Annotated in this window: 16 protein-coding genes and 1 other RNA gene; 11 read left to right on the forward strand and 6 right to left on the reverse strand. The window is 36.9% G+C overall.

Annotated elements, in window-relative coordinates; genetic code table 11:
• The first annotated feature begins 262 nt into the window (after positions 1–262).
• The 10 genes from K9N40_01820 to K9N40_01865 all read left to right on the forward strand — a co-directional run bounded on the left by K9N40_01820 (position 263) and on the right by K9N40_01865 (position 11212).
• Positions 263–1459, forward strand: a complete 1197-nt coding sequence (locus K9N40_01820) for a metallophosphoesterase (GenBank protein MCF7813200.1) — start codon at positions 263–265, stop codon at positions 1457–1459.
• A gap of 881 nt (positions 1460–2340) precedes the next feature.
• On the forward strand, positions 2341–3165 hold the full coding sequence (gene prmC, locus K9N40_01825; GenBank protein ID MCF7813201.1) for a peptide chain release factor N(5)-glutamine methyltransferase: 825 nt from the start codon (positions 2341–2343) through the stop codon (positions 3163–3165).
• Positions 3166–3301: 136 nt separating this feature from the next.
• A complete protein-coding gene (locus K9N40_01830) occupies positions 3302–4075 on the forward strand; it encodes a type IV toxin-antitoxin system AbiEi family antitoxin (GenBank protein ID MCF7813202.1) in 774 nt (257 codons plus the stop codon).
• The gene (locus tag K9N40_01835) at positions 4053–4514 is read left to right on the forward strand and encodes a nucleotidyl transferase AbiEii/AbiGii toxin family protein (GenBank protein ID MCF7813203.1); all 462 of its coding nucleotides are present in this window, start codon (positions 4053–4055) and stop codon (positions 4512–4514) included. The genes K9N40_01830 and K9N40_01835 overlap by 23 nt, the downstream gene beginning before the upstream one ends.
• A gap of 2 nt (positions 4515–4516) precedes the next feature.
• Positions 4517–5770, forward strand: coding sequence for a UDP-N-acetylglucosamine 1-carboxyvinyltransferase (gene murA, locus K9N40_01840; GenBank protein MCF7813204.1), 1254 nt, complete (start codon positions 4517–4519; stop codon positions 5768–5770).
• Between the two features lie 3 nt (positions 5771–5773).
• Positions 5774–6202 carry a recombinase gene (locus K9N40_01845; protein MCF7813205.1) on the forward strand — a complete coding sequence of 143 codons (429 nt, stop codon included), beginning with the start codon at positions 5774–5776 and terminating at the stop codon, positions 6200–6202.
• A gap of 35 nt (positions 6203–6237) precedes the next feature.
• Complete coding sequence (gene mnmA / locus K9N40_01850; GenBank protein ID MCF7813206.1) at positions 6238–7284, forward strand: tRNA 2-thiouridine(34) synthase MnmA; 1047 nt, start codon at positions 6238–6240, stop codon at positions 7282–7284.
• A 127-nt stretch (positions 7285–7411) separates the two neighbouring features.
• Positions 7412–8614 (forward strand): LPP20 family lipoprotein, encoded by a 1203-nt coding sequence (locus K9N40_01855; protein MCF7813207.1) that lies wholly within the window; start codon positions 7412–7414, stop codon positions 8612–8614.
• A gap of 204 nt (positions 8615–8818) precedes the next feature.
• Positions 8819–9916 carry a UDP-N-acetylglucosamine 2-epimerase (non-hydrolyzing) gene (gene wecB / locus K9N40_01860; protein ID MCF7813208.1) on the forward strand — a complete coding sequence of 366 codons (1098 nt, stop codon included), beginning with the start codon at positions 8819–8821 and terminating at the stop codon, positions 9914–9916.
• A gap of 99 nt (positions 9917–10015) precedes the next feature.
• Positions 10016–11212 carry a fucose isomerase gene (locus K9N40_01865; protein ID MCF7813209.1) on the forward strand — a complete coding sequence of 399 codons (1197 nt, stop codon included), beginning with the start codon at positions 10016–10018 and terminating at the stop codon, positions 11210–11212.
• A 150-nt stretch (positions 11213–11362) separates the two neighbouring features.
• Here the strand turns inward: K9N40_01865 and trxA are convergent, their stop codons facing one another.
• From trxA to ffs, 4 genes are all read right to left on the reverse strand, one after another.
• Complete coding sequence (trxA, locus tag K9N40_01870) at positions 11363–11683, reverse strand: thioredoxin (GenBank protein ID MCF7813210.1); 321 nt, start codon at positions 11681–11683, stop codon at positions 11363–11365.
• Between the two features lie 15 nt (positions 11684–11698).
• Entirely contained in the window at positions 11699–11971 is a 273-nt protein-coding gene (locus K9N40_01875; GenBank protein ID MCF7813211.1) for a co-chaperone GroES, read from the reverse strand.
• A gap of 123 nt (positions 11972–12094) precedes the next feature.
• Positions 12095–13366, reverse strand: coding sequence for a histidine--tRNA ligase (gene hisS, locus K9N40_01880; protein ID MCF7813212.1), 1272 nt, complete (start codon positions 13364–13366; stop codon positions 12095–12097).
• Positions 13367–13413: 47 nt separating this feature from the next.
• An RNA gene (gene ffs / locus K9N40_01885) (signal recognition particle sRNA large type) lies at positions 13414–13676 on the reverse strand.
• A gap of 466 nt (positions 13677–14142) precedes the next feature.
• On the opposite strand from ffs, the gene K9N40_01890 reads away from it, so the two are divergent.
• Entirely contained in the window at positions 14143–20205 is a 6063-nt protein-coding gene (locus tag K9N40_01890) for a PKD domain-containing protein (GenBank protein ID MCF7813213.1), read from the forward strand.
• A 474-nt stretch (positions 20206–20679) separates the two neighbouring features.
• Here the strand turns inward: K9N40_01890 and nadB are convergent, their stop codons facing one another.
• Both nadB and nadA read right to left on the reverse strand, forming a co-directional pair.
• On the reverse strand, positions 20680–22257 hold the full coding sequence (nadB, locus tag K9N40_01895; GenBank protein ID MCF7813214.1) for an L-aspartate oxidase: 1578 nt from the start codon (positions 22255–22257) through the stop codon (positions 20680–20682).
• Between the two features lie 242 nt (positions 22258–22499).
• Positions 22500–23540: a quinolinate synthase NadA gene (nadA, locus tag K9N40_01900; protein ID MCF7813215.1), complete on the reverse strand. Its 1041-nt coding sequence runs from the start codon at positions 23538–23540 to the stop codon at positions 22500–22502.
• Positions 23541–23547 lie beyond the last annotated feature (7 nt).

Below are 23547 nucleotides of genomic sequence, written 5' to 3' on the forward strand. Positions count from 1 at the left end.
CGAAAAATGGATTACTGGTAAAAAGTATTTTATAATGGACGAGTATTATGAATCAAAGAAAGAAAATAACAAATAACTAATCAAGAAAATTGCGTGAAATCCAATATGAGGAATTTACACACAAATTTGGACTTGACTTATAAGATTATTCAATGCACTATTACTAATATCCTTGTTAAGTGCAATAACATCTTGCAGTAATTCAGTTGAAAGTGAAGATCAAGGTATTGATCCATTCAGTAATGGCGGAAATGAAAGAAACATGATAGTAACTATCAGCGATATGCATCTTGGGGCAGATCTTGCTTATGCCGAGTGTAAAAATAACCTTGAAGCTTTAGAGAATTTACTATTAAAAATAAAGGTATCACCAAATATTAAAGAACTAGTTATTGCTGGAGATTTACTTGATGAATGGTTTGTACCAGCTACAATTGATACTTATCAAGGAAACGATCAAGCAGATTTTGTACAACGCATAGCGGCAACCAATCAAGGTGTAATTGACGCCTTTAACGACATAATTAATGAAGGGGAAATTTTAGTAACTTATGTACCGGGAAACCACGATTTAACAGTAACTGAAGCAAGTGTTGAACTAATTCTTCCAGGTATAAATCAAGAACGCGATCCTGAACTTGGACTAGGAACTTACTCTCCAATCGGCTATCCTGAAATTGCAATTGAACATGGACATCGCTACAACTTCTTTTGTGCCCCCGATCCTTTCTCAAATCAAGATATCGCTCCGGGGACAATATCACCGCCAGGATACTTTTTTACAAGAATAGGCGCTCTTCATGCGTCGCAAGGTTATCCGGCTGTAGCAGGAGATATTTTGTCGGTTGTTACTCCAAATGAATCTGGTGGTGAAAGCCAGGATCTTTTATTTGCATATTGGGAAATCTGGGAATGGGCTATTAAATATCTTAAGATAAATAACACATTTGATGAAAATATAATTGTAACAAATTTTGATGGTTTTACCGACACCTACTCCGTCAATGATCTCGTACCTTACCAAACTACTCCGGGCGGAGAAATTGATGTAGTGTTATATAGAGGCATTCAGGACACATGGGATCAAAGGCAAACACATAACCATGTTACTGTTCCTATTCCTACAGATCGTGCTATTGCCAACTCAGCATCTGAAAGTGAACTGAGTGAACAAGCTAAGATACAGTATTTTGAAAATCCTAATTCTGATGTGAGAATTGTTGTTTTTGGACATACACATGTTGCAGACATGGAAGTTTCCTTAGATCATAATGGGCAAAAGGCGATTTATGTTAACTCTGGTACCTGGATTGATCATAATCCATCATCTTCCACAAAAATGGAATTTGTCGTAATAACTCCACAGAGTGATGATGAGAATTCCCAGACTTATGTAAAACTTTACAATTTTAATAATGAAGAAGCTCATCTAATGGCTGTTGACTCATTGCGTTTTTAAAATGAAATATGGGACGAAAATGCTTTAAGAATTTACTTTCAAACTCCTAAATCCAACCGATAACATAGGCTATATGCCAATAAAGAAAATTCTTAAATTTGACTATCACCGTGGCAGAGCCAAGGTGTATTTCGCTAAATTTATTTCAGCAAGCTGAAAATCGAATTTTCATTATTTACCCCTCTGCCTTCGGCATCTCCCCTCAAACAGAGGAGAAATTTCGGAAAACCCCGACGCAAGCGTCGAGGTTTTCTATTGATTAAAACGGCACATAGCCTTGACCGTTAACCGTCAACCCTTCTTAACTTGATCAAGCCAGTGATATATTCCCATTTTAACTCCCGTCTACTGATTCCTTCACGAATCATGATTTTCACAAACATTCGCGATTTCTTTTTTCTTGCCCGTTAAAGCGAATTTCATTCTCTTGTTTTGAAGTGAGAAAAGGAAAAATGAAACATCCATATTTGAGACAAACACACAAGCGGATGATTAAAAAATCAACCCTCTCACTCTCCCTTCACCAGCCTTCGTATGAATTTGGCAAGGCAGGCAGGGGGAAGTGAAAGAAAAAGTAAAAGAAAAATGAAAGAAAAGAATAGCTTTATAACAGTTCTAAATCGAAGAAATTCTCCCCTGTCAAGGGGAGATACGGCTTTAGCCGGAAATGGGTTTCAATCATATGAAACATCCATATTTGAGACAAACACACAGCAGCATGATTAAAACATTAACCCCCTCAGTCCCCCTTTTCAGGGGGAAGTGAAAGAAAAAGTGAAAGAAAAATGAAAGAAAAGAATAGCTTTATAACAGTTCTAAATCGAATAAATTCTCCCCTGTCAAGGGGAGATACGGCTTTAGCCGAGAGGGGTTTCAATCATATGAAAATATTAAATTTGTTAGAACAAGCTAAAAATAGTTTGAAACAGGCCGGCAGCACCAATCCCAAACTGGATGCTGAACTCATTATTTCTCATTTCACAGGAATCAATCGGCTGGAATTGAATCTTCATGCTGATGATGAAGTTTCTGAAGAAAGTCAAATTAAAATAAAAAAAGCAATTCAAAGAAGAATAGATCACGAACCGATCCAGTACATTTTAGGTGAAACTGAATTTTATGGATTACAAATCAAAGTAAATCCATCCGTGCTGATCCCCCGCCCCGAAACCGAACTGCTGGTAGAAAAAATCATCGATGAAAATCCTGCTGAAAAGTCAATATTGGAAATCGGCAGCGGCAGTGGTTGTATCGCCATTACCCTCAAAAAACTACTGCCGGATTCCAGCGTTACAGCTACTGATATTTCGGGAAAAGCTCTAAAAACAACTCAAGAAAATGCCGAAACAAATCAGACAGAAATAGATTTTATCCAATCCGATCTATTTGATAATATTTCAGGAAGATTTGATCTGATCGTTTCAAATCCGCCCTACATTCCAAAAGATGAATACAAAAAGCTTTCTACCGAAATCAAAAAATTCGAACCGGAAAGTGCACTGCTGGCAAATGAGGATGGAATTTATTTTTATCGGCAAATCTTGGAAAAAGCGAAGCAATTCCTGAATAATAATGGAAAAATTTATTTCGAGATCGGTTATGATCAGGCAGAGAGGATCAGAGAAATAGCTCTGCGAAACGGTTTTACTGGAATCGAAGTCTTTCAGGATTTGAACGGATTCGATCGGATGATGCGGATTGAATAGAAAATATTGCTTGCAGGATAATCAACTTGGTTTAATTTTTGTCTCATAGATAAATTATTAATAAATTTAGATAAGGAAAATTAAACCAAAGATGGTTTATTTTGATGAATTAAAATAAAGGATTAGTTGATCAATTATGGGAAAAATAAACCGATTATTACAAGATTGGCCAAAAGGAACTATCTATACATCTGCCTATCTAAAAAGTCTTGGTTTCAGTGATGCCTTGATATATCAGTATAAACAAAGTAACTGGATAGAAAGCCTCGGAAGAGGGGCTTTCAAACAAAAAGAAGACGAAGTAGATTGGCTGGGTGGTATTTACACCTTGCAAACTCAGAATCATTCGGATATTCATCCTGCCGGAAAATCCGCCTTGCAGCTTCTTGGAAAGACACATTATCTGCCATTTCGTTTTCACAACATTTATATGTATAGTTCGCAGGAAGATAGATTGCCTGCGTGGTTTTTCAAACTGCAAGATGCTGATAAATGTATCTTTCGCCCTACTAATCTATTCTCAAACTTCCTTGAAAGTTATTTTGTGAATTATCAGCATAAAAGTTTTTCAATAAAAATAGCTTCTTCCGAATTGGCTTCATTCGAGATGTTGCATAACATCCCTCAAAATCAGAGTTTCGATGAAGCATACAAAATATTTGAAAATCTTACAACACTTCGAGCTGATTTGGTTCAGTTATTGTTGGAAAGCTGTAACTCAATAAAGGTGAAGAGATTATTCTTATATTTTGCCGAAGAATTCGAACAACATTGGTTCAAAAAACTAAAATTAAAAAATATCTATCTTGGACATGGAAAACGGGTTATAGATAAGAATGGTAAACTTAACAAAAAATATCTGATAACGGTTCCAGAATTGGATAGGAATGATGAAATCCCTGTATTTTAATCAGGCAAATCTATTGTTGGAATTAGTGCCGTTTTTGAACAATGAAAAAGATTTTGCTCTGAAAGGCGGATCAGCAATTAACTATTTTGTAAGGGATTACCCACGTCTTTCTGTAGATATTGATTTAACCTATCTGCCTGTAAAAAATCGCCTTCAAACATTATCTGAAATTTCTTCTATGCTGGAAAGATTTAGCAGTTATACAAGAGAAAAAATAGGTAATATAAGGATTATTGAGAAGAGATTAAAAAGAGAAAAATTCATCCTTTCTTTTAAGAAATTGAAGCCAAAATGGGATTTGCTGGAATTTGATCATATCAAGAATCTGCCGGCAATCAGGTGGAAATTATACAATCTTTCCCAGATGGAAATAGCAAAACATAAAATTGCACTTGATAAATTAGCAAATCATTTAGAAGTGGGATTAAAAGGAATTTAGTTATGGATAAATTTATTATTAATGGTGGAAAGACACTTTCAGGCTCGGTACAGATCAGCGGAGCCAAAAATGCCATCCTGCCGATAATGGCAGCGAGCTTGCTGGCCAAAGGAAAATCGGTTCTGCATAATGTTCCGCATCTGAACGACATCAAAATGATGGCACATGTGATGCGAGTGATCGGAGCACGTATCGATTTTGAAGACAATACCATGGAGATTGATGCCACGCATGCCAGCTTCTGCGAAGCTCCTTATGAACTGGTCAGTAAAATGCGCGCTTCAATTTATGTGATGGGGCCGCTTCTGGCTCGTTTTGGAACAGCAAAAGTTTCCTTTCCCGGCGGTTGTGCGATTGGCACGCGTCCGGTAGATCTGCATTTGATGGCAATGGAAGCTTTGAAGGCGGAAATAACCATTGAACATGGTTACATTTTTGCCAGAACCAAAAAGCTGAAAGGTGGACATATCACCTTCCCAAAAGTGAGTGTGGGTGCGACTGCCAATGCTTTGATGGCTACAGTAATGGCAAAAGGTGAAACCAATATTTACAACGCTGCGATCGAGCCGGAAATTGGTAGTTTGATCGATTTTCTGAATTTGATGGGAGCGAACATCAAAGGCAAAAATACCGATCATTTACAGGTAACAGGAGTAAAAGAACTGCATCCTGCAGAAATGGAAATGATCCCGGATCGCATCGAAGCAGGTACTTTTGTCATCGCTGGGGCAATAACCAAAAGCCCAATCACTATTGAAAATTGCATTCCCGATCATATTCAGATATTATTGGAAAAATTAAAAGAAACCGGCTGCAACTTTGAAATTAATGATAATTCGATCAAAGTTATTCCTGCCGAAAATATCTTACCAACAGATATACAAACTCAACCTTATCCGCTCTTCCCCACAGATCTTCAGGCTCAGTTTCTGGCTTTGATGACTCTGGCAAACGGAACCAGTATCATCGAAGACACGATTTTCCCAGATCGATTTATGCATGTGGCAGAATTGAATCGTTTGGATGCTGATATTATAATGAATAAAAATGTAGCTACGATTAACGGAGTGAAATCTTTAAGCGGAGCAGAAGTGATGGCGACCGATCTCCGCGCCAGTGCTGCTCTGGTTTTAGCAGGTTTGGCAGCATCAGGGCAAACCACCATTTCCCGCATCTATCACATCGATCGTGGGTATGAACGCATTGAAGAAAAACTGAAAAAAATGGGTGCAGACATTAAAAGGAAAAAAGGATGATTTATGTCAGATTATGAAGAATTCCAAAAGGAAGTTCAGCAAAATGAAAAGGAAAACGAAAAATTATTAGCTGAATTTGAAGGTTATTTAAGAAAAAAGGGACTTAAACCTAAGACTATACATAATCATAGGTTGAATGTTGATTTTTACATTAATGATTATTTGAATTATTATGATTCATTCAAAGCAGTTGAAGGTACCCAATTTATAAGCGGTTTTTTGGGTGATTGGTTTATTCGAAAAGCTCTTTGGTCCAGTAAAGCTTTTATAAAAAGTTCTGCAGCAAGCATTAAGAAATTTTATACTTTTATGTATGAAAAAAAACTTATTTCAAAAGACGATCTCGATGATTTAAAAATGGAAATAAAAGAAATGCTTCCTGATTGGTTAGAAGCCATGGAAAACTATGAAAACAGCATTGAAGATTGGTAGAATTTCTTAGTTTTGTTAGTTGTTAAGGAAAAATAATGAAAATTGCCGTTGCCATGAGTGGTGGAGTGGACAGTTCAGTAGCTGCTGCACTTTTGCAGAAACAAGGACATGAAGTTTTCGGTGTAACGATGCACCATTTTGACAATTCAGCTTATGGTTTTGATGTTGATGAAGGAATCGATCAGGCAATTTTGGATGCGGCAAAAGTTTGTGAAAAATTGCAGATTCCGCATCATGTTCTGGATATTCAAACTGAATTTCATAATATAGTAGAAAATCATTTCATAAATGAATATAAAGCAGGAAGAACTCCAAATCCCTGCACGCTTTGCAATCCCACTATCAAATGGGGAGTTTTTCACGATCAGGTTTTGGCTTTGGGAGCAGAAAAAGTGGCAACCGGACATTATGTGAAATTGATCGATGAAAAGGGAACCTTCCAAATTCACAAAGCGGAAGATTCCCACAAAGATCAATCCTATTATCTCTGGGCGTTGAATCAGAAGCAGCTTTCCAAAACCCTCTTCCCCATTTCTGAGCTAACAAAACCGGAAGTGCGCAAGATCGCAAAAGAAATGCTTCTGCCGGTTCATGAAAAAACCGACAGCCAGGAAATCTGCTTTATCAAAGGCCATTATGAAGATTATCTAAAAAAACATCTCGAATTTAAATCAGGCAACATAGTTTTGCAAAATGGAGAAATAATTGGAAAACACCGTGGATTACCACTTTACACAATCGGTCAGCGTAAAGGCTTGAACACTCCCTGGAAATCCGCCCTTTTTGTTTTAAAGTTGGATGTTGAGAAAAATGAACTCGTAGTTACAGATGATCCTGATGATCTGCTGGTTTCTGAATTTCGAATCAATAAAGTGAACTGGATCGATAAAATTCCCGAAGAGAAAGATGGAATTTCTGTTCAAATCCGCTACAATAGCAAACCTGTCCCCATCAAGAAATTAGAATGTTGTGAAACAAGTTTGAAAGTTATCCTTGAAAATCCGGTAAGAGCGGTAACGCCTGGTCAATCAGCTGTTTTTTATGAAACAGATCATCTGCTGGGCGGCGGAGTGATTTTATGAGAATCATTGCGAAAGAAATATTTTGCTCCCCTTCGTAAGGGGAGATTAAGAGGGGTTTTGTCAGATATTTAAATTTGATTATCAAAATCAAACCCCCTCCCAAAGGGGAACTTCGAGGATTAATTATATGAAAAATAGCTTAATATTTTTAGTATTAGCGTTGATCTCCAACTTGGTTGCACAAGAACCTGAATGGGTAAATGCCTTCATAGCAGGAAGAGCAATAGAAAATGCTCAAGAATATTATTTTGGAATTGGAATTGGAAATAGTTTTAAAGAATCTGATGATGATGCAAGATGTGAGTTTGCCAAGAATGTCGAGATCAAAATAGCTGAATCTATCCTGAATAAAAGAACAGAAATCAACTCGCAAGCTTCTGAAGAATTCAGTATGACCAGCGAAATTACAACTGATATGATATTGCGGGGAGTTTTTATAACAGAACGATATTACGATGAAAATGAAGATGAATATTTCAGTTTGATCTGCATAGTAAAAGAAGATTTTTTTGACCTTATTCAAAATGAGATCGAATTGGAAAAGCAGAGAAAAGCTGAAATCCTGGCTCAAACTCAAGAGATGAATCAACTGGATGAGCAGCTGAAATCGGAAGAATTAAAAAAGGATCAGACTGAATTAGATTATAAGAAGAAAAAACTTCAGCTCAAAAAAGAAAAAGAAGATATCGAATACGGTATTTACGAAGATTTCTTGTGCATGCAGCCACCAAGACGCATCATCAGCATCGAAACTGCCTGCATTTCCAAAAAGCTTTTTTCAACCGACTTTAAGCTAAGAATTGCACCTTACAAAGCTGATAAAATTGATTTCTCATTGAGATTGGGAATTGCGGAATTTATCGTACGAAATTATTGGCAAAATGAGGAGTTCAACACCTATAATTCAAGCATTAGACTGCAGCTTCTTCCCCATGCAGGAAGAATTGTTCGCTACAGTATTAGTGCTGGAATGGAAAGCGAAGATATTCCAAATGAAATTGGTAATAAAAATTTTAAGGAAATGAATTTTTCACCTCGAATCACGGGAACTATATGCTTACCTATGTATTACTCTTTTGTTTCCTGTTTCGTCAGCAATTCTGAAGCTGTAATTGCAGAGCAGTTATATTTTCCCTGGGATGTATTTGGAGAAATGCTAAGTTTTACTGCAGAATTGAAATATGTCTGGAATGAAGATAGTCGAAACAAATTTGGTGATGAATTTCTTTTTCAACCGGGAATTCATTTCCAACCTACCAAAACGTTAGGTGCGACTTTTAGTTACGAGGAAAATCAGAAGTTCATTTTTACTTTTGAATGGAGTATATAAAAAAACGAACAAGACTAACAAAAATAATCTTTTTTATCTGTTCGATTGATTTATTTGTTAGTTGTTTAAGCTCCCCTTCGTAAGGGGAGAAGAAGACGAAGTCGAAGTCGAAGAGGGGTTTTGTCAGATAAATAATTTTGATTATTAAACCTCTTCCCCTTCTAAAGGGAGACTGAATAAAAAAAAGATTTAGGAGAAATAAAATTGAAAAAACAGAAAATCCATCTTATCGTGGGAGCCAGGCCGAACTTTATGAAGATGGCACCGCTCTATAAAGAGTTTGCCAAATTTCCGGAAGAATTTGAATTGAAGCTGATCCACACCGGACAGCATTATGATGAACGCATGAGTAAGTTTTTCTTTGATGATCTGCAAATGCCAAAACCAGATGAATATCTAGAAGTCGGCAGCGGAACACATGGTCAGCAAACTGCCAGAATTATGGAGCGCTATGAAAAAGTTCTGCTGAAAGAAAAACCTGATCTGGTTATAGTTGCCGGCGATGTGAACAGCACTTCTGCCTGCGCTATCGATGCCGTAAAATTGCACATTCCGGTTGCACATCTGGAAGCAGGACTGCGCAGTTTTGCCCGAACCATGCCGGAAGAGATTAATCGAATTTTAACCGATGCAATCTCCGATTATCTTCTCACACCTTCTACCGACGGAGACGAAAATCTACTAAATGAAGGCGTTCCCAAAGAAAAAATTCATTTCGTTGGAAATATCATGATCGATTCGCTGATACAATACAAAGATAAGGCAAAACAATCTGATATCCTAAAAAAAATCGCAATCAAAGAAAAAGAATATGCTCTGATCACTCTGCACCGGCCTTCCAATGTAGATAGCGAAAAAGGATTGCTTACAATCTTGAATGCTTTCGAAGAAATTTCCAAATCGATCAAACTTGTTTTTCCAATCCATCCCAGAACCAGAAAGCAGATCTCAGAATTTGATTTGGAAGAAAAAGTAGAGAAAATGACTAATCTTATTTTAACAGATCCAGTTGGGTATTACGATTTTTTGAAATTGCAGATGGAAGCAAAATTCATTCTTACCGATTCCGGCGGAATACAGGAAGAATCGACCTATTTTGGAGTTCCCTGCCTTACTTTGCGACCAAATACAGAAAGACCGATAACTATCTGGGAAGGAACCAACAAACTTGTAAAACTGGAAACCGACGACATCATAAAAGAAGCGAAAGAAATTTTGAATGGCAATATAAAAAATGGTAAAATTCCCAAATACTGGGATGGCAAAACTGCAGAAAGGATCGTTAAGATATTTAGGAAATAACCTTGCGGATGGTTGAAAACCTCCGCAATGGTTAAAAGAAAATTATGAAAGAAATTACACACCCCACAGCTGAAGCCGCACCCCTCTTATAGAGGAGAAATGGATTTTTTACCAGTAGCATCAGATTTTATTTCAGATAAAGAGATTCAATCGATTATTGAACTCAATGCCAATTATTTTAAGAAATTGGCTTGTCAGCAGATATCAATTGATTCGATTCAAGATTTTGAACTTCTCTATTACTTTGTTGTTACCGGTGGAACCGAACAGCAGATCCTTGATATACATCAACAGCGTTTAAGAAAGCATCCAAATGAAAAAGTTGTCTTGCTGGCTCACGCTACCCACAATTCTCTTCCTGCGGCTTTGGAAGTATTGGCAAGATTGCAGCAGGAAAATATTGAAGGAAAAATTATTTATCTTCCCGCAGTAGAATTTGAAACTACATCTCCAAAATCTCCGAGCATTCAATATTTTTCGCAAAAAGATATTTTATCCGATAAACGAATCGGATTGATCGGTAAACCTTCTGATTGGCTGGTGGCAAGCAGTCCGAGGATTGCAACTGTGAAAGAAGCATTTGGTGCTGAAGTAATCGAGATCAAATTGGACGAATTGAAAGATTTATTTAAAGCAATCCCAAATTCTGAAATTTCTGTAATAAAAACAGAATTTATCTCTAAGGCGAAATCAATTCTTGAACCTTCCCAATCTGAAATAGACGATAACATTCGAGTTTATTTAACGATGAAAAAGTTGATTTCCAAGTACAATCTTGATGCCGTAACAATTCGTTGTTTCGATCTGGTTCTCGACCTGAAAACTACCGGCTGTTTTGCACTTTCCCGCTTAAATGACGAAAGAATAATTGCTGGGTGCGAAGGCGATCTGGTCAGCACTCTCGGAATGATGTGGGCTTATGAAAAAGCCGGTAATCTCCCCTGGATGGCAAATCCAGCTCAAATTGACATGAAAGATAATTCATTGATTCTGGCACATTGCACAGTTCCCTGCAGTCTGGTTTCCAATTTCAAAATCCGTTCACATTTTGAATCGGGAATCGGTGTGGGAATTCAGGGAGAATTTCCTTTGCAGGAAATTGAGATTTTCCGATTGGGTGGCAAAGAACTTAATAAATTCTGGCAGGTAAAAGGAAAGATAATCCAAACCGGAAATGATGATAATTTGTGTAGAACGCAGATAAAAGTGAAACTGGATGATGAATATTCTGTTCAGGATTTATTAACACAGCCGTTGGGAAATCATTTGGTGATTTGTTCAACACAGAGACGCTGAGACACAGAAATCAAAGAGCAAACAATTCTGTTGAAGAAAACGATCAGCCTGATCGCTGATCTTTCAGTTTTAATCTTCTTTATTCGTTGTTAGTTTTTCTAAAAACAAAAAACCTCCCGATTACTCAGGAGGTTTTCTTAATGAATTATTTTAAATTAAATCTTTGAACTTTTCAACGATCTTATCTTTACTGGCCAAACCGATGATCTGTCCTTCCACATTTCCAGCTTTGAAGATGAGCAAAGTAGGAATCGACATAATGGAAAACTGGTTAGCTACATTTGGGCTTGAATCGATATTGATCTTGCAAACTTTAAGTTTGCCATCATATTCTGTTGCAATATCTTCCACCGTTGGAGATAACGCTTTACACGGTCCACACCAGGGTGCCCAAAAATCTACTAAAACTGGAAGATCATTTTGCAGAACTTCCTGTTCAAAATTGTCTTGATTAACTTCGATCAAACCCATTTTTCCTCCTCGGTTTTATTCGATTACAGCCAAGATGTCGCTGCGAGAAATTATTTTAATTTTCTTTCCTTCCAGATCGAACTCGTCTCCACCATATTTGGCAAAGATCACTTTATCACCAACTTTTACCAATTCCTGCAGTTCTTCGTCAGTACCAACTGCAATGATCTCAGCAATTTGTGGTTTTTCTTTGGCTGTATCGGGAATGATGATTCCACCAACGTTTTTCTCAGCCAATTCTTCTTTCATCTCGATCACAACTCGGTCATCAAGTGGTTTTAATTTCATATTTTCCTCCAAAAATAAATTTTTTCTTTTCTAAATTTCACTAAAATACACTAAATAATTTTCATTTTTTAGCAAACACTTTTTTAGAGTGCCAGGTTTTTTGGTCAAGAAAAATTTACTTACTTATTTTTTTGTTTTAGATTGCAGAAAGGAAACCAGGTTTTCTGCTGAAATATCCTGCTGTTCACCGCTTTGCATATTTTTTACAACTACGATATTTTTTTTGATCTCATCTTCTCCAATAATGATCGTAAATCTGGCATTTTCCTTATCGGCAGCTTTCATCTGTGCTTTCAAAGATTCCTTATCAGGATTGTATTCAGCTTTGATATTATTAGTTCGTAAATTCAGAAGCATATCGGCAGCTTTGTTTTTCGCTTCATCGCCAATTAAAACCAGGAAAACATCAGGTTTCGGAAGTTCTCCGAAAAATACCTTTTCAGTTTCCATCGATAAAATTAGACGTTCAAAACCACCTGCAAAACCTATACCAGGCGTTTCTCTGCCACCAAACTGTCGTACCAATCCGTTGTATCTTCCACCGCCGATCAAAGCGTTTTGTGCTCCCAGATTATTATCCAGGAATTCAAAAGCTGTTTTGTTGTAATAATCCAAACCGCGCACGATTTTGGGGTTCACTTTAAATGGAATTTTCATTTGATTCAAATATTTTTTTACTTCTTCAAAATGCGTTTTACATTCTTCATCCAGATATTCAAACATATCAGGAGCATCCGTTGCTATTTCTTTGCATGTTGGCACTTTGCAATCCAGCAATCTTTTTGGATTCTTATCTATTCTTGTTTTACAATCTGAACAAAGTTTATCGAGATTTGGTGTAAAGTATTCCACAAGTGCTTTATCGTAATCTTTACTGCAATTTTCACAGCCGATGCTGTTGATTTCCAATTCAAAATTCTTGAGTTCAAGATTTGAAAGGAATTTATAGCCAAAAGCAATCACTTCCGCATCGATAAATGGATTGTCGCTGCCGATATTTTCGATACCGTATTGATAAAATTGTCGATAACGTCCTTTCTGCGGACGATCGTATCTGAACATTGGCCCCATATAATAGAGTTTGGAATTTCCACCGGTCATTCCGAGATTATTTTCTACAAAGGAACGAACTACAGAAGCGGTTCCTTCCGGGCGTAAAGCAAAATTCCTGCCTTTTTTATCCTGAAAACGATACATCTCTTTCTGAACGATATCGGAACTGTCACCCACACTGCGTTCAAAAACATCCGTCTGTTCAAAAATCGGTGTAACAATTTCCTGAAAATTGAATTGTTCAGCTGTTTCTCGAAAAATTTTTTTGATGTACTGCCACTTATAACTTTCGTTTGGTAATATGTCGTAAGTTCCACGTGGTACTTTGTACTTTTTTGCCATTTCCTAATTCCTAATTCTTAATTGAAAATTTCAAATTTTTAAAAAAAGTGTGCACCTGCATTCGATACCTATTCCATAACAAGAGATAACAGCCAGCTCAAACCAAGTAGACCAACGGCACATTGCAAGATCTGCTTATTGCTGCTTCCTTCCAGACCTGACAAGGTTCACAGTTTACAATTGCGTCGGGCTTGATTCTCAACACCGCTTATTATTCTTGAAACGGAAATCAGTATTCTCCTGCAGGAATTCAGCCCCGCTATAGCGGATTGCGGGTTACAAGGCACCGCTGACTCCCCACCTAGCACACATTATTTATATCACTTATTATTGTTTGAAATGCATAGTTTTAAAGCATAGTTTTTGTGTCAAGTTCGGTTTGTTGGGCAATTATATTTGAAATCACTGAATAAAATCTGTCAAAATCCTTTAAAGTTTGAATTGTAAGAATTTCATTTCGCATAGATTAAAATAAAGTAAAAAAATTGAACTTTATTCAATTCAATTATTATATAAATTATTGAACAAGGAATTTTGAAAACTTTGATACCAAACAGAAATAACGAATTTTACATATGTATAATATTTCTTGACTGATAATAATTTAATTAAAAAATAAATTAAAATTAAAAAAACTTCTTGACCTAACTTCCTAAATTGGAGTTTTTTACCTATTGGATAATGTGAAATACAGCAAGATTCTCATAACTATGCATTATAACTATTCAAAATCCACTTTTTAGAATTATTTTTTTGGTAATTTTTGTTTTTTTTAAATGTACGTGCGCATGCATGTGATTAATAATGTGTTTAATGATAATTTAATAAAATTTTTCTTAGGAGGAAAAATGAAATTTATTTTAACTTTTTTTGTTGTATTTTTTATATTTGCAGGATTATGTGCGCAAACTTATGTTCCAGATGCAAATTTTAGAGAGGCAATAAATGATGAACTTGGGCAACCAGTTGGTTACGATCCAACAATTGCAGACTTGAACAGCTTAACAGGCCTATTAGATGTTGGTGATGAAGGAATTTTATCTATTGAAGGTGCACAATATCTTACTGGGATTGACAGACTTTATATTGATGATAATCAGATATCCAATTTATCACCAGTTGCTGGGCTAACGAACTTGGAAAGACTTTTTGCTGATGGAAACCAGATCGTTGATATCTCTCCTGTAGCAAACCTAACCGCTCTCGTTCAACTAAAACTTGATGGAAATCTTATAGTAGATATCTCCGCTGTTTCTGGTTTAACTGATCTTTATTATCTCGATCTTGGTGAAAATCAAATCGAAGATATATCACCTCTATCCACATTAACTACCACTTCCTGGATATATCTGGATAACAATCAGATCTCTTCTATTTCAGCTTTGGAAGGATTAGTAGAATTAGATAGACTGTATTTACATAATAATAAGATTACTGAAATCTATCATTTAGTTCAGAATGCTGGTTTGGAATCGGGAGATTTGATCTATCTGGAAAGAAATGGAGTTAGTAATCCACTGTCTGTAGAAGCACTTGCTGTTCATGTTCCAGCATTGGAAGCAAGAGGTGTTGATGTTCATTATCCAGCTTCACCAAATTTAGAAGCAGCCTGCTATCCAGATCCAGAGAGAGAAGATAATACGGTTTCTCCTGCAAATGTATATTTTACATGGCAGGGATCTGATAATCCTGCCGATGTAACATATAAAATTTGGGCTGGTATATCAATTGCTTCAATGAATTATTATGGTGACGGAGTTCATGGAAGCGGTACAGAATGGACATCTAATGGAGTAGTTTACTTATCTTCTAATATGGATATGTATTGGCAGATTGAAACTGTAACCACTACTGGAAGTTTATGGAGTGAGATCTGGCATTTCAGTACACCTGATGCAAATGCTGTTTTTGCTGATTTCAGCGCTGATCAAACTACTGTAACAAATGCAACCCCTATTACATTTACTGATGAATCTTATGGATCAATAACAACTTGGTCCTGGGATTTTGATAATGATGGTACAATTGATTCCACTGATGAAAATCCAATATATACTTATACCACCAGCGGAACATATACAGTAAGTTTAACAGTGGGAAATGGAATTGATACAGATACCGAAACCAAGGTTGATTATATCACAGTTGATTTTGTCACTCCAGAATTTACTGATTTAGGTTTGCTCCAATCAAATGATCAATCAACTTGGACACCGGTTAACGGTTCAATGTATGATTATTCTATGCTTTTAGATCCTACAGAACAATATTATTTTTTAGATATGACAGCGGCTTCTGCCACAAATACACCTTTGCAGGTAGGTTTACATCCTTTCTATTTTGATGGTGTTCCTGCTGGCTTCTTCGATTACTGGGCTGCAAAGAACGTTTTTGATGGGTGTGTTCCAGTAGATCCAAATCTTCCATGGGAACCAATAATGTATCAGATTATATCCTCTAACTTACCTGTTTTCTATATCAGTTATGCTGCTGATGGTTCCTGGCAACTGGTCGATGGTCTGCTTTATGAGTTAGACGGTACTCAGGATGATTTCAGAGTTAACGGAGATTATTTGATCGGCGATTATACAATTACTGGAAATGTAACTGGTGCTAACGGCATCCAATCCGAGGATATTAGTGTTGATATAGAATTCTATACATTTGAACCAGATTTTGAAGCAGATCAAACATCAGTTATTCCTGGTACAACTGTACAATTTACCGATCTTTCCAATGAAACTCCTACAGCCTGGAGTTGGGATTTGGATGGAGATGGAATAGAGGATTCTGATTTGCAAAATCCTACCTTTACGTACAATACTGTAGGAACATATGATGTCACTTTAACAGTAGAATGGGGAGCTTATGATGATACAGAAACCAAAACAGAATATATTGTTGTGGCAGATTTAGTTGTTCCCGATGAAAACTTCCGAGAAGCATTAAATGATATTCTGGGAGAACCATCAGGATATTATCCTACAATTGCAGATTTAAATGGAATTACTGGAACTGTTGATGTATCTGATGAAGAGATTATTTCAATAGAAGGTGCTCAATATTTAACTGGCATAGATAGATTATATATTGATGATAATCAAATTGTTGATCTTTCACCAATTGCTGGTTTAACAAATCTGGAAAGATTATTTGCTGATGGAAATGAAATCATTGATATTTCTGCGGTTGCAAATCTTACAGCTCTGGATCAATTGAAACTTGATGGAAATGAAATCGTAGATATCTCTGCTGTTTCCGGTCTAACTAACCTTTACTACATTGATCTTGGTGAAAACCTGATAGTTGATATCTCTCCACTTTCTACTTTTACCACAACTTCCTGGATTTATCTGGATAATAACTTTATCAATGAAATTTCTGCTCTCTCTGGTCTTTTAGAATTGGACAGGTTGTATATCTATGGAAATGAGATCACAGATATTTATCCATTAACTTTGAATACCGGATTTGGCGATGATGACGTTCTTTACTTAGAACGTTATGGTTATGGTAATCCTATATCTCATGAATCTATGAATGTATATATCCCAATTTTAGAAACTCTTGGATTCAGTACTCTTCAATATCCATCTGCTGCTAATCTGGAAGCTGCCTGTTACCCAGTTCCAAACAGAGATGCAACTGGTGTTTCTTTGAGTGCCGATCTCCAGTGGCAGGGAAATTTCCCGACAGATAATGCAACCTACAAAGTCTGGTTTGGAGAAGCAGCTGATAATCTGTCTTACGTTGGTGATGCAATTTCACTTGGTGGAAATATGTATTCATTCACTCCAACTTTAGCTTTGAACGGTGAATACTGGTGGAGAATAGAATGTGTTGGTGCTACAGAAACTGTATGGAGCGGATTGTGGCATTTTGAACTTCAGACAATTCAACTACCTGAATTTACAGATATGGCTTTAAATAAAGCTTTTGATCCTGTGAATGGTCCTTGGACAGCTGTATCAAGCACATCAATGTATGATTACAGTATGACTTTAGATCCGAATGATCCATTTGTTGTTGCTGATTATTATTTCCTCGATATTGATAATACTGTTGCAGCAACTAATATGACCATAGACAGTGGACAACATCCTTTCTATTTAGACGTAACTTCAGTTCCGGATGACTTCTACACTTACTGGGCTGCTAATAATGTAACTGAAACTTATGCCACAAACAATCCAGGAACATGGCAAGCTTTAATGTGGCCTATTATTAATGGCACTGAACCTATGTTCCTTATTGATTATAATAATATTGTACCAAATGGTTATTTTCTGCTTGATGGTTTACAATGGGCTCAGGGAAATGTTTCGAATTTCATTATTAACAGCGATTATCCTGCTGGTGATTATGTAGTATCTGGAAATATTGAATCGGGTACTTTAGTTTCAAATGATATCGAGTTTGATTTGAGCTTATCACGAGACATTCCTGAATTTACAGATCTGGCATTAATCCAAGCTTTCGATCCTGTAAATGGTCCTTGGACAGCTGTTCCAAGCACATCTAATTACGATTATAGTATGATCCTTGATCCGAATGATCCATTTGTTATAGAAGATTATTATTTCTTAAATATTGATAATGCTGTTGCTACAACAAATATTGAACTTCAAGCAGGACAACACCCTTTCTACTTAGACGTAACTTCAGTTCCGGATGACTTCTACACTTACTGGGCTGCTAAAGGCGTTGATGGAACAGTTTACACAGCTCCAGAAGATCTATGGAAAAACTTTATGTGGCCTATTATTAATGGCACTGAACCTATGTTCCTAATAGATTTCAATAATATTGTGACTAATGGTTATTTCCTGCTTGATGGTTTACAGTGGGCAATTGGTGATGTTTCAAATTTCATTATTAACAGTGATTACCCTCTTGGTGATTATGTTGTGACTGGAACTGTTTTGGGAGCGAACCTTGAACCATCTGAGGATATCTCTTTTAACATGAATTTCCATGGCATTTCAGCCGATTTCGAAGCAGATGCTACAAGTGTTACAAATGGTACAGAAATTCAATTTACAGACCTTTCTACTGGCAATCCGACAACTTGGGAATGGGATTTTGATAATGATGGTATAATTGATTCCACTGATGAAAATCCTGCTTATACTTATCCTGGTGGAGGAACTTACACGGTTTCTCTTACAGTAAGTAATGGAACGGATACTGATACCGAAACCAAAACAGATTACATAACTGTAGCGGGAACTCATTTCGTAAAATGCTGGAGTGGTAATGGTTATCAAAACATGACTTTCCACATCTATGATGCAGCTATGAACGGTGAAGATCTGGATGTTGGTGATGAAATTGGTATTTTTGATGGAAACCTTTGTGTTGGATCTTTAATCTATAATGGAGACCTTCCATTCCAAATGATTGCTTCTCAAGATGATCCTGATACACCAGAAAGTGATGGTTTCAGCGAAGGGCATGATATTACATTCAAACTTTGGAATGAAAGTTCATCAACAGAATACTTAGTTCCAGAAGAACCTTCTTATTTAACAGGAGATGTTACGTTTACGCAATATGGAACAGCATTTACTAAACTATTCGGCTATGATGTTAATGCTCTAGCGCAAGACATTCCTTTATATAATAGTTGGAATTTAGTTTCTACTTATGTTCAACCATACGATCTTGATATGGCAGCTATTTTTGATCATCTTATTTACACTGATGCTCTTGTAAAAGTACAAGACGAAAGTGGAAATGCATTGTTTGAAATTCCAGGAGACGATTGGTATAATGGAATTGGTGATCTTACTTATACAGAAGGTTATTACACTAAGGTCAATGCCGATAATGATCTTTACATTTTCGGAGACGATTTTGTAACTCTGCCAATTGATATTCAACTTTCTGCAGGCTGGAATATTATTAGTTATCCATGTAATACCTCTCAAGCAGCTTTACCTGTAATTCAACCTCTCATCGATCTGGGAGTTTTGGAAAAAGTTCAAAACGAAATGGGTTTAGCAATTTGGTTTGATGGAACAAACTGGCTAAATCAAATAAATACTTTCTACCCGGGTGATGGTTATTTCATCAAAGTGAATGCTGACTGTACATTGACGATTGATGTACCTACTGATGTTGTTGCAAGATACAAAAATGCACAACATTCGAATGAACCTTTAAATAGAGAAACATATCACTTCCAACCAGAATGGCAGAATAATCCCTTCCTGCCGATGAACTTCTACATTAATGATCTGGAAGTAGCTGGAGTAACTCTGGAAGCAAATGATGAACTGGCAGTATTTGATGGTGATCTTTGCGCAGGAACTGCTCAGGTTGGAGAAAATGATATGATCTCATTGATCGCTGCAACCGATGATGTAACTACCACAGAAATCGACGGATTCACAAACGGTAATGACTTCACATTTAGATTCTGGGACAGCAGCACGGATACTGAATATTCTGATTTCCAATATACAAACCTAAGTGGAAATGCAACTTTCTTGTCACAAGGCACAACTCAGTCATCAATTGAATTCCTACCGACAAGTGGAGGGGCAAATCTGGTTCCTGTTACTACAGAAATGTTCCAGAACTATCCAAATCCATTCAATCCTGAAACTACGATCAGTTTTGGTATCAACGATGCTGCTCATGTAACTCTGGAAGTTTATAACATCAAAGGTGAAAAGGTTACCACTCTTATCGATGGTAATCTGGAAGCTGATTATTATAATGTAGTTTGGGATGGAACTGATAGCAACAATAAGAGAGTTTCAACTGGTGTTTACTTCTACAAAATGAAAGCAGACAAGTTCGTTCAAACCAAGAAGATGATCCTGATGAAATAGTCCTTCGGAATTTCACGGGACAGGTCCTGATGAAATAGAAATTAGACTTTATATTTCAGATTACGCTCCGGCTTAGGTCGGAGCGTTTTTATTTTCATTACTTCCCGAAAATTGTTTTCGGGAGAACTTGTTCTAGCAGACAAGTTCGTTCAAACCAAGAAGATGATCCTGATGAAATAGTCCTTCGGAATTTCACGGGACAGGTCCTGATGAAATAGAAATGTAAAAACCTTGCGGATGGTTTTGACCTCCGCAATGGTTTATTTTGTTCAACCATTCGTAAGGTCTCGTAAAACTCGACCATTAAGAAGGTTGAAGTAGACATCTGAAATCGAGAATTATATTTTCAACATTCCGATGATCCCGAAGGCTTTCGGGAACAATCGGAAGTTTTGTCGGATTCGACTTCAGAAGAGCTTTCGCGAGACTGGAGTTGAGAATGAATTATATAAGTTCACAAACAGAATGTTTGCGCTACTTTACAAAATGACAGCCAATCGATTGATCATTGTGAGTTGCTGCATTTACGATGATCGAAGCATTAACTATTGCATTGCGCAATTCGATGATATTTTTATTCAAACGAGCGCTTTTGTAAAACTTGAAAATCCGGTGTGAATAATAATTCAGATCGGCGCTGGCACGTTCCAAACCTTTTCTGGTGCGAATGATTCCGGCATAATTCCACATCGTCATCTGGATCGCCTTCCAATCCTGAACGATTAAAAGTGGATCAAATACCTCGACATTTTGAGGTGGTTTCCAATCAGGAATTACTTCCAGTCTTTGAATTGAAATATTTTCATAATTCTGAGCAATATCGTCTGCAGCTAATTTTCCCCAGAGCAAGCCTTCCAATAATGAAGATGAAGCCAATCGATTTGCTCCATGCAATCCTGTACAACTTACTTCACCGATAGCATAAAGATTTTCCAGAGAACTTTTCCCATTCAAATCAACTTTGATGCCGCCGCAGGAATAATGCGCCGCCGGAACGATCGGAATGGGTTGTTTCGTAATATTGATCTCGCCTTTGAGACAGGTGTGATAGATTTTGGAAAACCTTTCTGCCAGCGGTATTTCGCCATTATAAAAAGAAGCAATATCCAAGAGGACATATTCGCTGCCGGTTTTTGCCATCTGATTGTAGATAGCTCTGGCAACAACATCACGCGGAGCCAGATCTGCCATTTCGGAATAATCCTGCATGAAATAATGACCATTTGTATCCATCAACCTGGCACCTTCACCACGCAGAGATTCAGAAATCAGAAAACGTTTTATATCGCGATGATAAAGCGCAGTCGGATGGAATTGAATGAATTCTGCATTGATAATATCAGCTCCGGCACGATATGCCATGCTCATTCCATCTCCGGTTGCTGCAGAGGGATTGGTTGTATGCTGATAGAGATTTCCTAAACCGCCGGTAGCCAGAATAATCTTATCGGCAAAATATGTGATCACTTCTCCAGATTTGTTATCCAGAACATAGCATCCCATCACTTCCCGAGGTTTATACAGTTCCTGGTTATCATTGGAATGATGATTATTTGTGATCAAGTCAACAGCTGTATGCTGCGTTAGAATTGGAATATTAATTTTTTCGCAGTATTCTTTCAAACTTTTCTGAATTACGTCACCAGTATGATCTTCATAGTGCAGAACTCTTCTATCGGAATGAGCTGCTTCTTCGGTATAATCCAGTTTACCTTCCGATGTTTGCGTGAAAGGTGTTTTCAGTTTATCGATAAAAAAATCAAAAACAAGTTCCGGACCTTTTTCGGCAAAAAGTTTTACAGCTGCTTTGTTGTTGTAATTACAGCCGGCTTTCATAATATCTGCTTCCAGGTTGTGGCAGGCGTCACCTTCTTTCCAGGCAATAATGCCGCCTTGAGCATAATTCGTGTTGGTTTCAAAAATATCTGCAACTTTGGTAATTACTAACACATCAAGGCCAGATTCTTTCAGATAGATTGCTGCTGTAAGACCGGCAACGCCACATCCGATTATTAGAACATCATTCTTTTTCCGCATATTTTCTACCTTAATAAAATTATTACTTTTTCTTGAAACAGAGTTTCAATTAACACTGATGTTACCAAACAGGAGTTTGGGAACAAGAATAAGTTATCATTACATTATGATCTTTTCGTTTATTATATCATCCACTATTTTTATCATTTCAAATTAAGAAAATTCTTAAATTTGACTATCCCCGTGGCAGAGCATCGAGGAATTCTTAGATTAAAACATTCTAAAGATCACGATGAATCGTGAACATTTAGAAGTTTTTACATTTCCACAATCTCGATCATCTTCTTCAGTGCTTTCTTCGCACCATCTTTTATAGATTTTTCTACTTGCACAATTCCTTCCAAAGCTTCATTATTTTGGACATTACTCTGGATTGCTTTAAGTGATTTTAATAGATTTTCAGGAGTGATCTTAGCCATATTTTTACAAATAGAATTTCTTAATGGTACTATTATTTTGCCCGAGAATTCATCGGCAATTCTCTGCACAAAGTGATATTCAGTTCCCACACCCCAAACCGATCCGGCTGGTGACTTTTTTATCTCGTTATAAATTTTTGCTGTAGAGCCAGAAATATCAGAATTTTTCACAACTTCTTCATCACATTCCGGATGCACAATGATCTTGATTTTTGCATATTTTCTGCGAAGATTTTCGATATCGCCAACAGTAAATCTTTTGTGAACATAGCAGTAACCATCCCACAAAACAATCTTCGCATTTTTCGGATCACCTGTCAATTCATAGTCTTTGGTGATCTTTAAAATTTCATCATCCTTCAAATTCAGATCATTTGCAGTGTTGATTCCCAGATTGTAGTCTGGTGAGAAAAAGACGATTTTATCTTTTTCTACATAATGCTTAACAATTTTAGCAGCATTGGAACTGGTACAAACAGAACCGCCTTTTTCTCCACAAAAGCTCTTCACATCTGCATTGGAATTCATGTAAACGACTGGAGCAATTTCTTTTTTAGTTCTTTCAGCAATTTTTTGGAAGGCTTTTTCTGCCTGGTTTAAATTTATCTGATCCGCCATCGGACAGCGAGCAGAAATATTGGGGATTATTACTTTTTGATCTGAACTGGAAAGAATATCTGCGGCTTCTGCCATGAAGTAAACTCCGCAGAAAATAATGAATTCCGATCGCACTTTGCTGCAGTCAACCGCCAGTTTGTAAGAGTCTCCCAGGAAATCTGCCAGCTTCACGATTTCAGGATCCTGATAATGATGTGCAGCGATTATAGCTTTGTTACCAAGTTCGTTTTTTATGCTCTGAATTTCTTTTATAAAATTCAAAATTATT

Source organism: Candidatus Cloacimonadota bacterium (assembly GCA_021734245.1).
Classification (GTDB): domain Bacteria; phylum Cloacimonadota; class Cloacimonadia; order Cloacimonadales; family TCS61; genus B137-G9.

Bases quoted from the DNA above. Each gene is read 5' to 3' on its own strand.
- K9N40_01820 (MCF7813200.1), top strand. From the start codon at position 263: ATGATAGTAACTATCAGCGATATGCATCTTGGGGCAGATCTTGCTTAT.
- prmC (MCF7813201.1), top strand. From the start codon at position 2,341: ATGAAAATATTAAATTTGTTAGAACAAGCTAAAAATAGTTTGAAACAG.
- K9N40_01830 (MCF7813202.1), top strand. From the start codon at position 3,302: ATGGGAAAAATAAACCGATTATTACAAGATTGGCCAAAAGGAACTATC.
- K9N40_01835 (MCF7813203.1), top strand. From the start codon at position 4,053: ATGATGAAATCCCTGTATTTTAATCAGGCAAATCTATTGTTGGAATTA.
- murA (MCF7813204.1), top strand. From the start codon at position 4,517: ATGGATAAATTTATTATTAATGGTGGAAAGACACTTTCAGGCTCGGTA.
- K9N40_01845 (MCF7813205.1), top strand. From the start codon at position 5,774: ATGTCAGATTATGAAGAATTCCAAAAGGAAGTTCAGCAAAATGAAAAG.
- mnmA (MCF7813206.1), top strand. From the start codon at position 6,238: ATGAAAATTGCCGTTGCCATGAGTGGTGGAGTGGACAGTTCAGTAGCT.
- K9N40_01855 (MCF7813207.1), top strand. From the start codon at position 7,412: ATGAAAAATAGCTTAATATTTTTAGTATTAGCGTTGATCTCCAACTTG.
- K9N40_01865 (MCF7813209.1), top strand. From the start codon at position 10,016: ATGGATTTTTTACCAGTAGCATCAGATTTTATTTCAGATAAAGAGATT.
- trxA (MCF7813210.1), bottom strand. From the start codon at position 11,683: ATGGGTTTGATCGAAGTTAATCAAGACAATTTTGAACAGGAAGTTCTG.
- K9N40_01875 (MCF7813211.1), bottom strand. From the start codon at position 11,971: ATGAAATTAAAACCACTTGATGACCGAGTTGTGATCGAGATGAAAGAA.
- hisS (MCF7813212.1), bottom strand. From the start codon at position 13,366: ATGGCAAAAAAGTACAAAGTACCACGTGGAACTTACGACATATTACCA.
- K9N40_01890 (MCF7813213.1), top strand. From the start codon at position 14,143: ATGTACGTGCGCATGCATGTGATTAATAATGTGTTTAATGATAATTTA.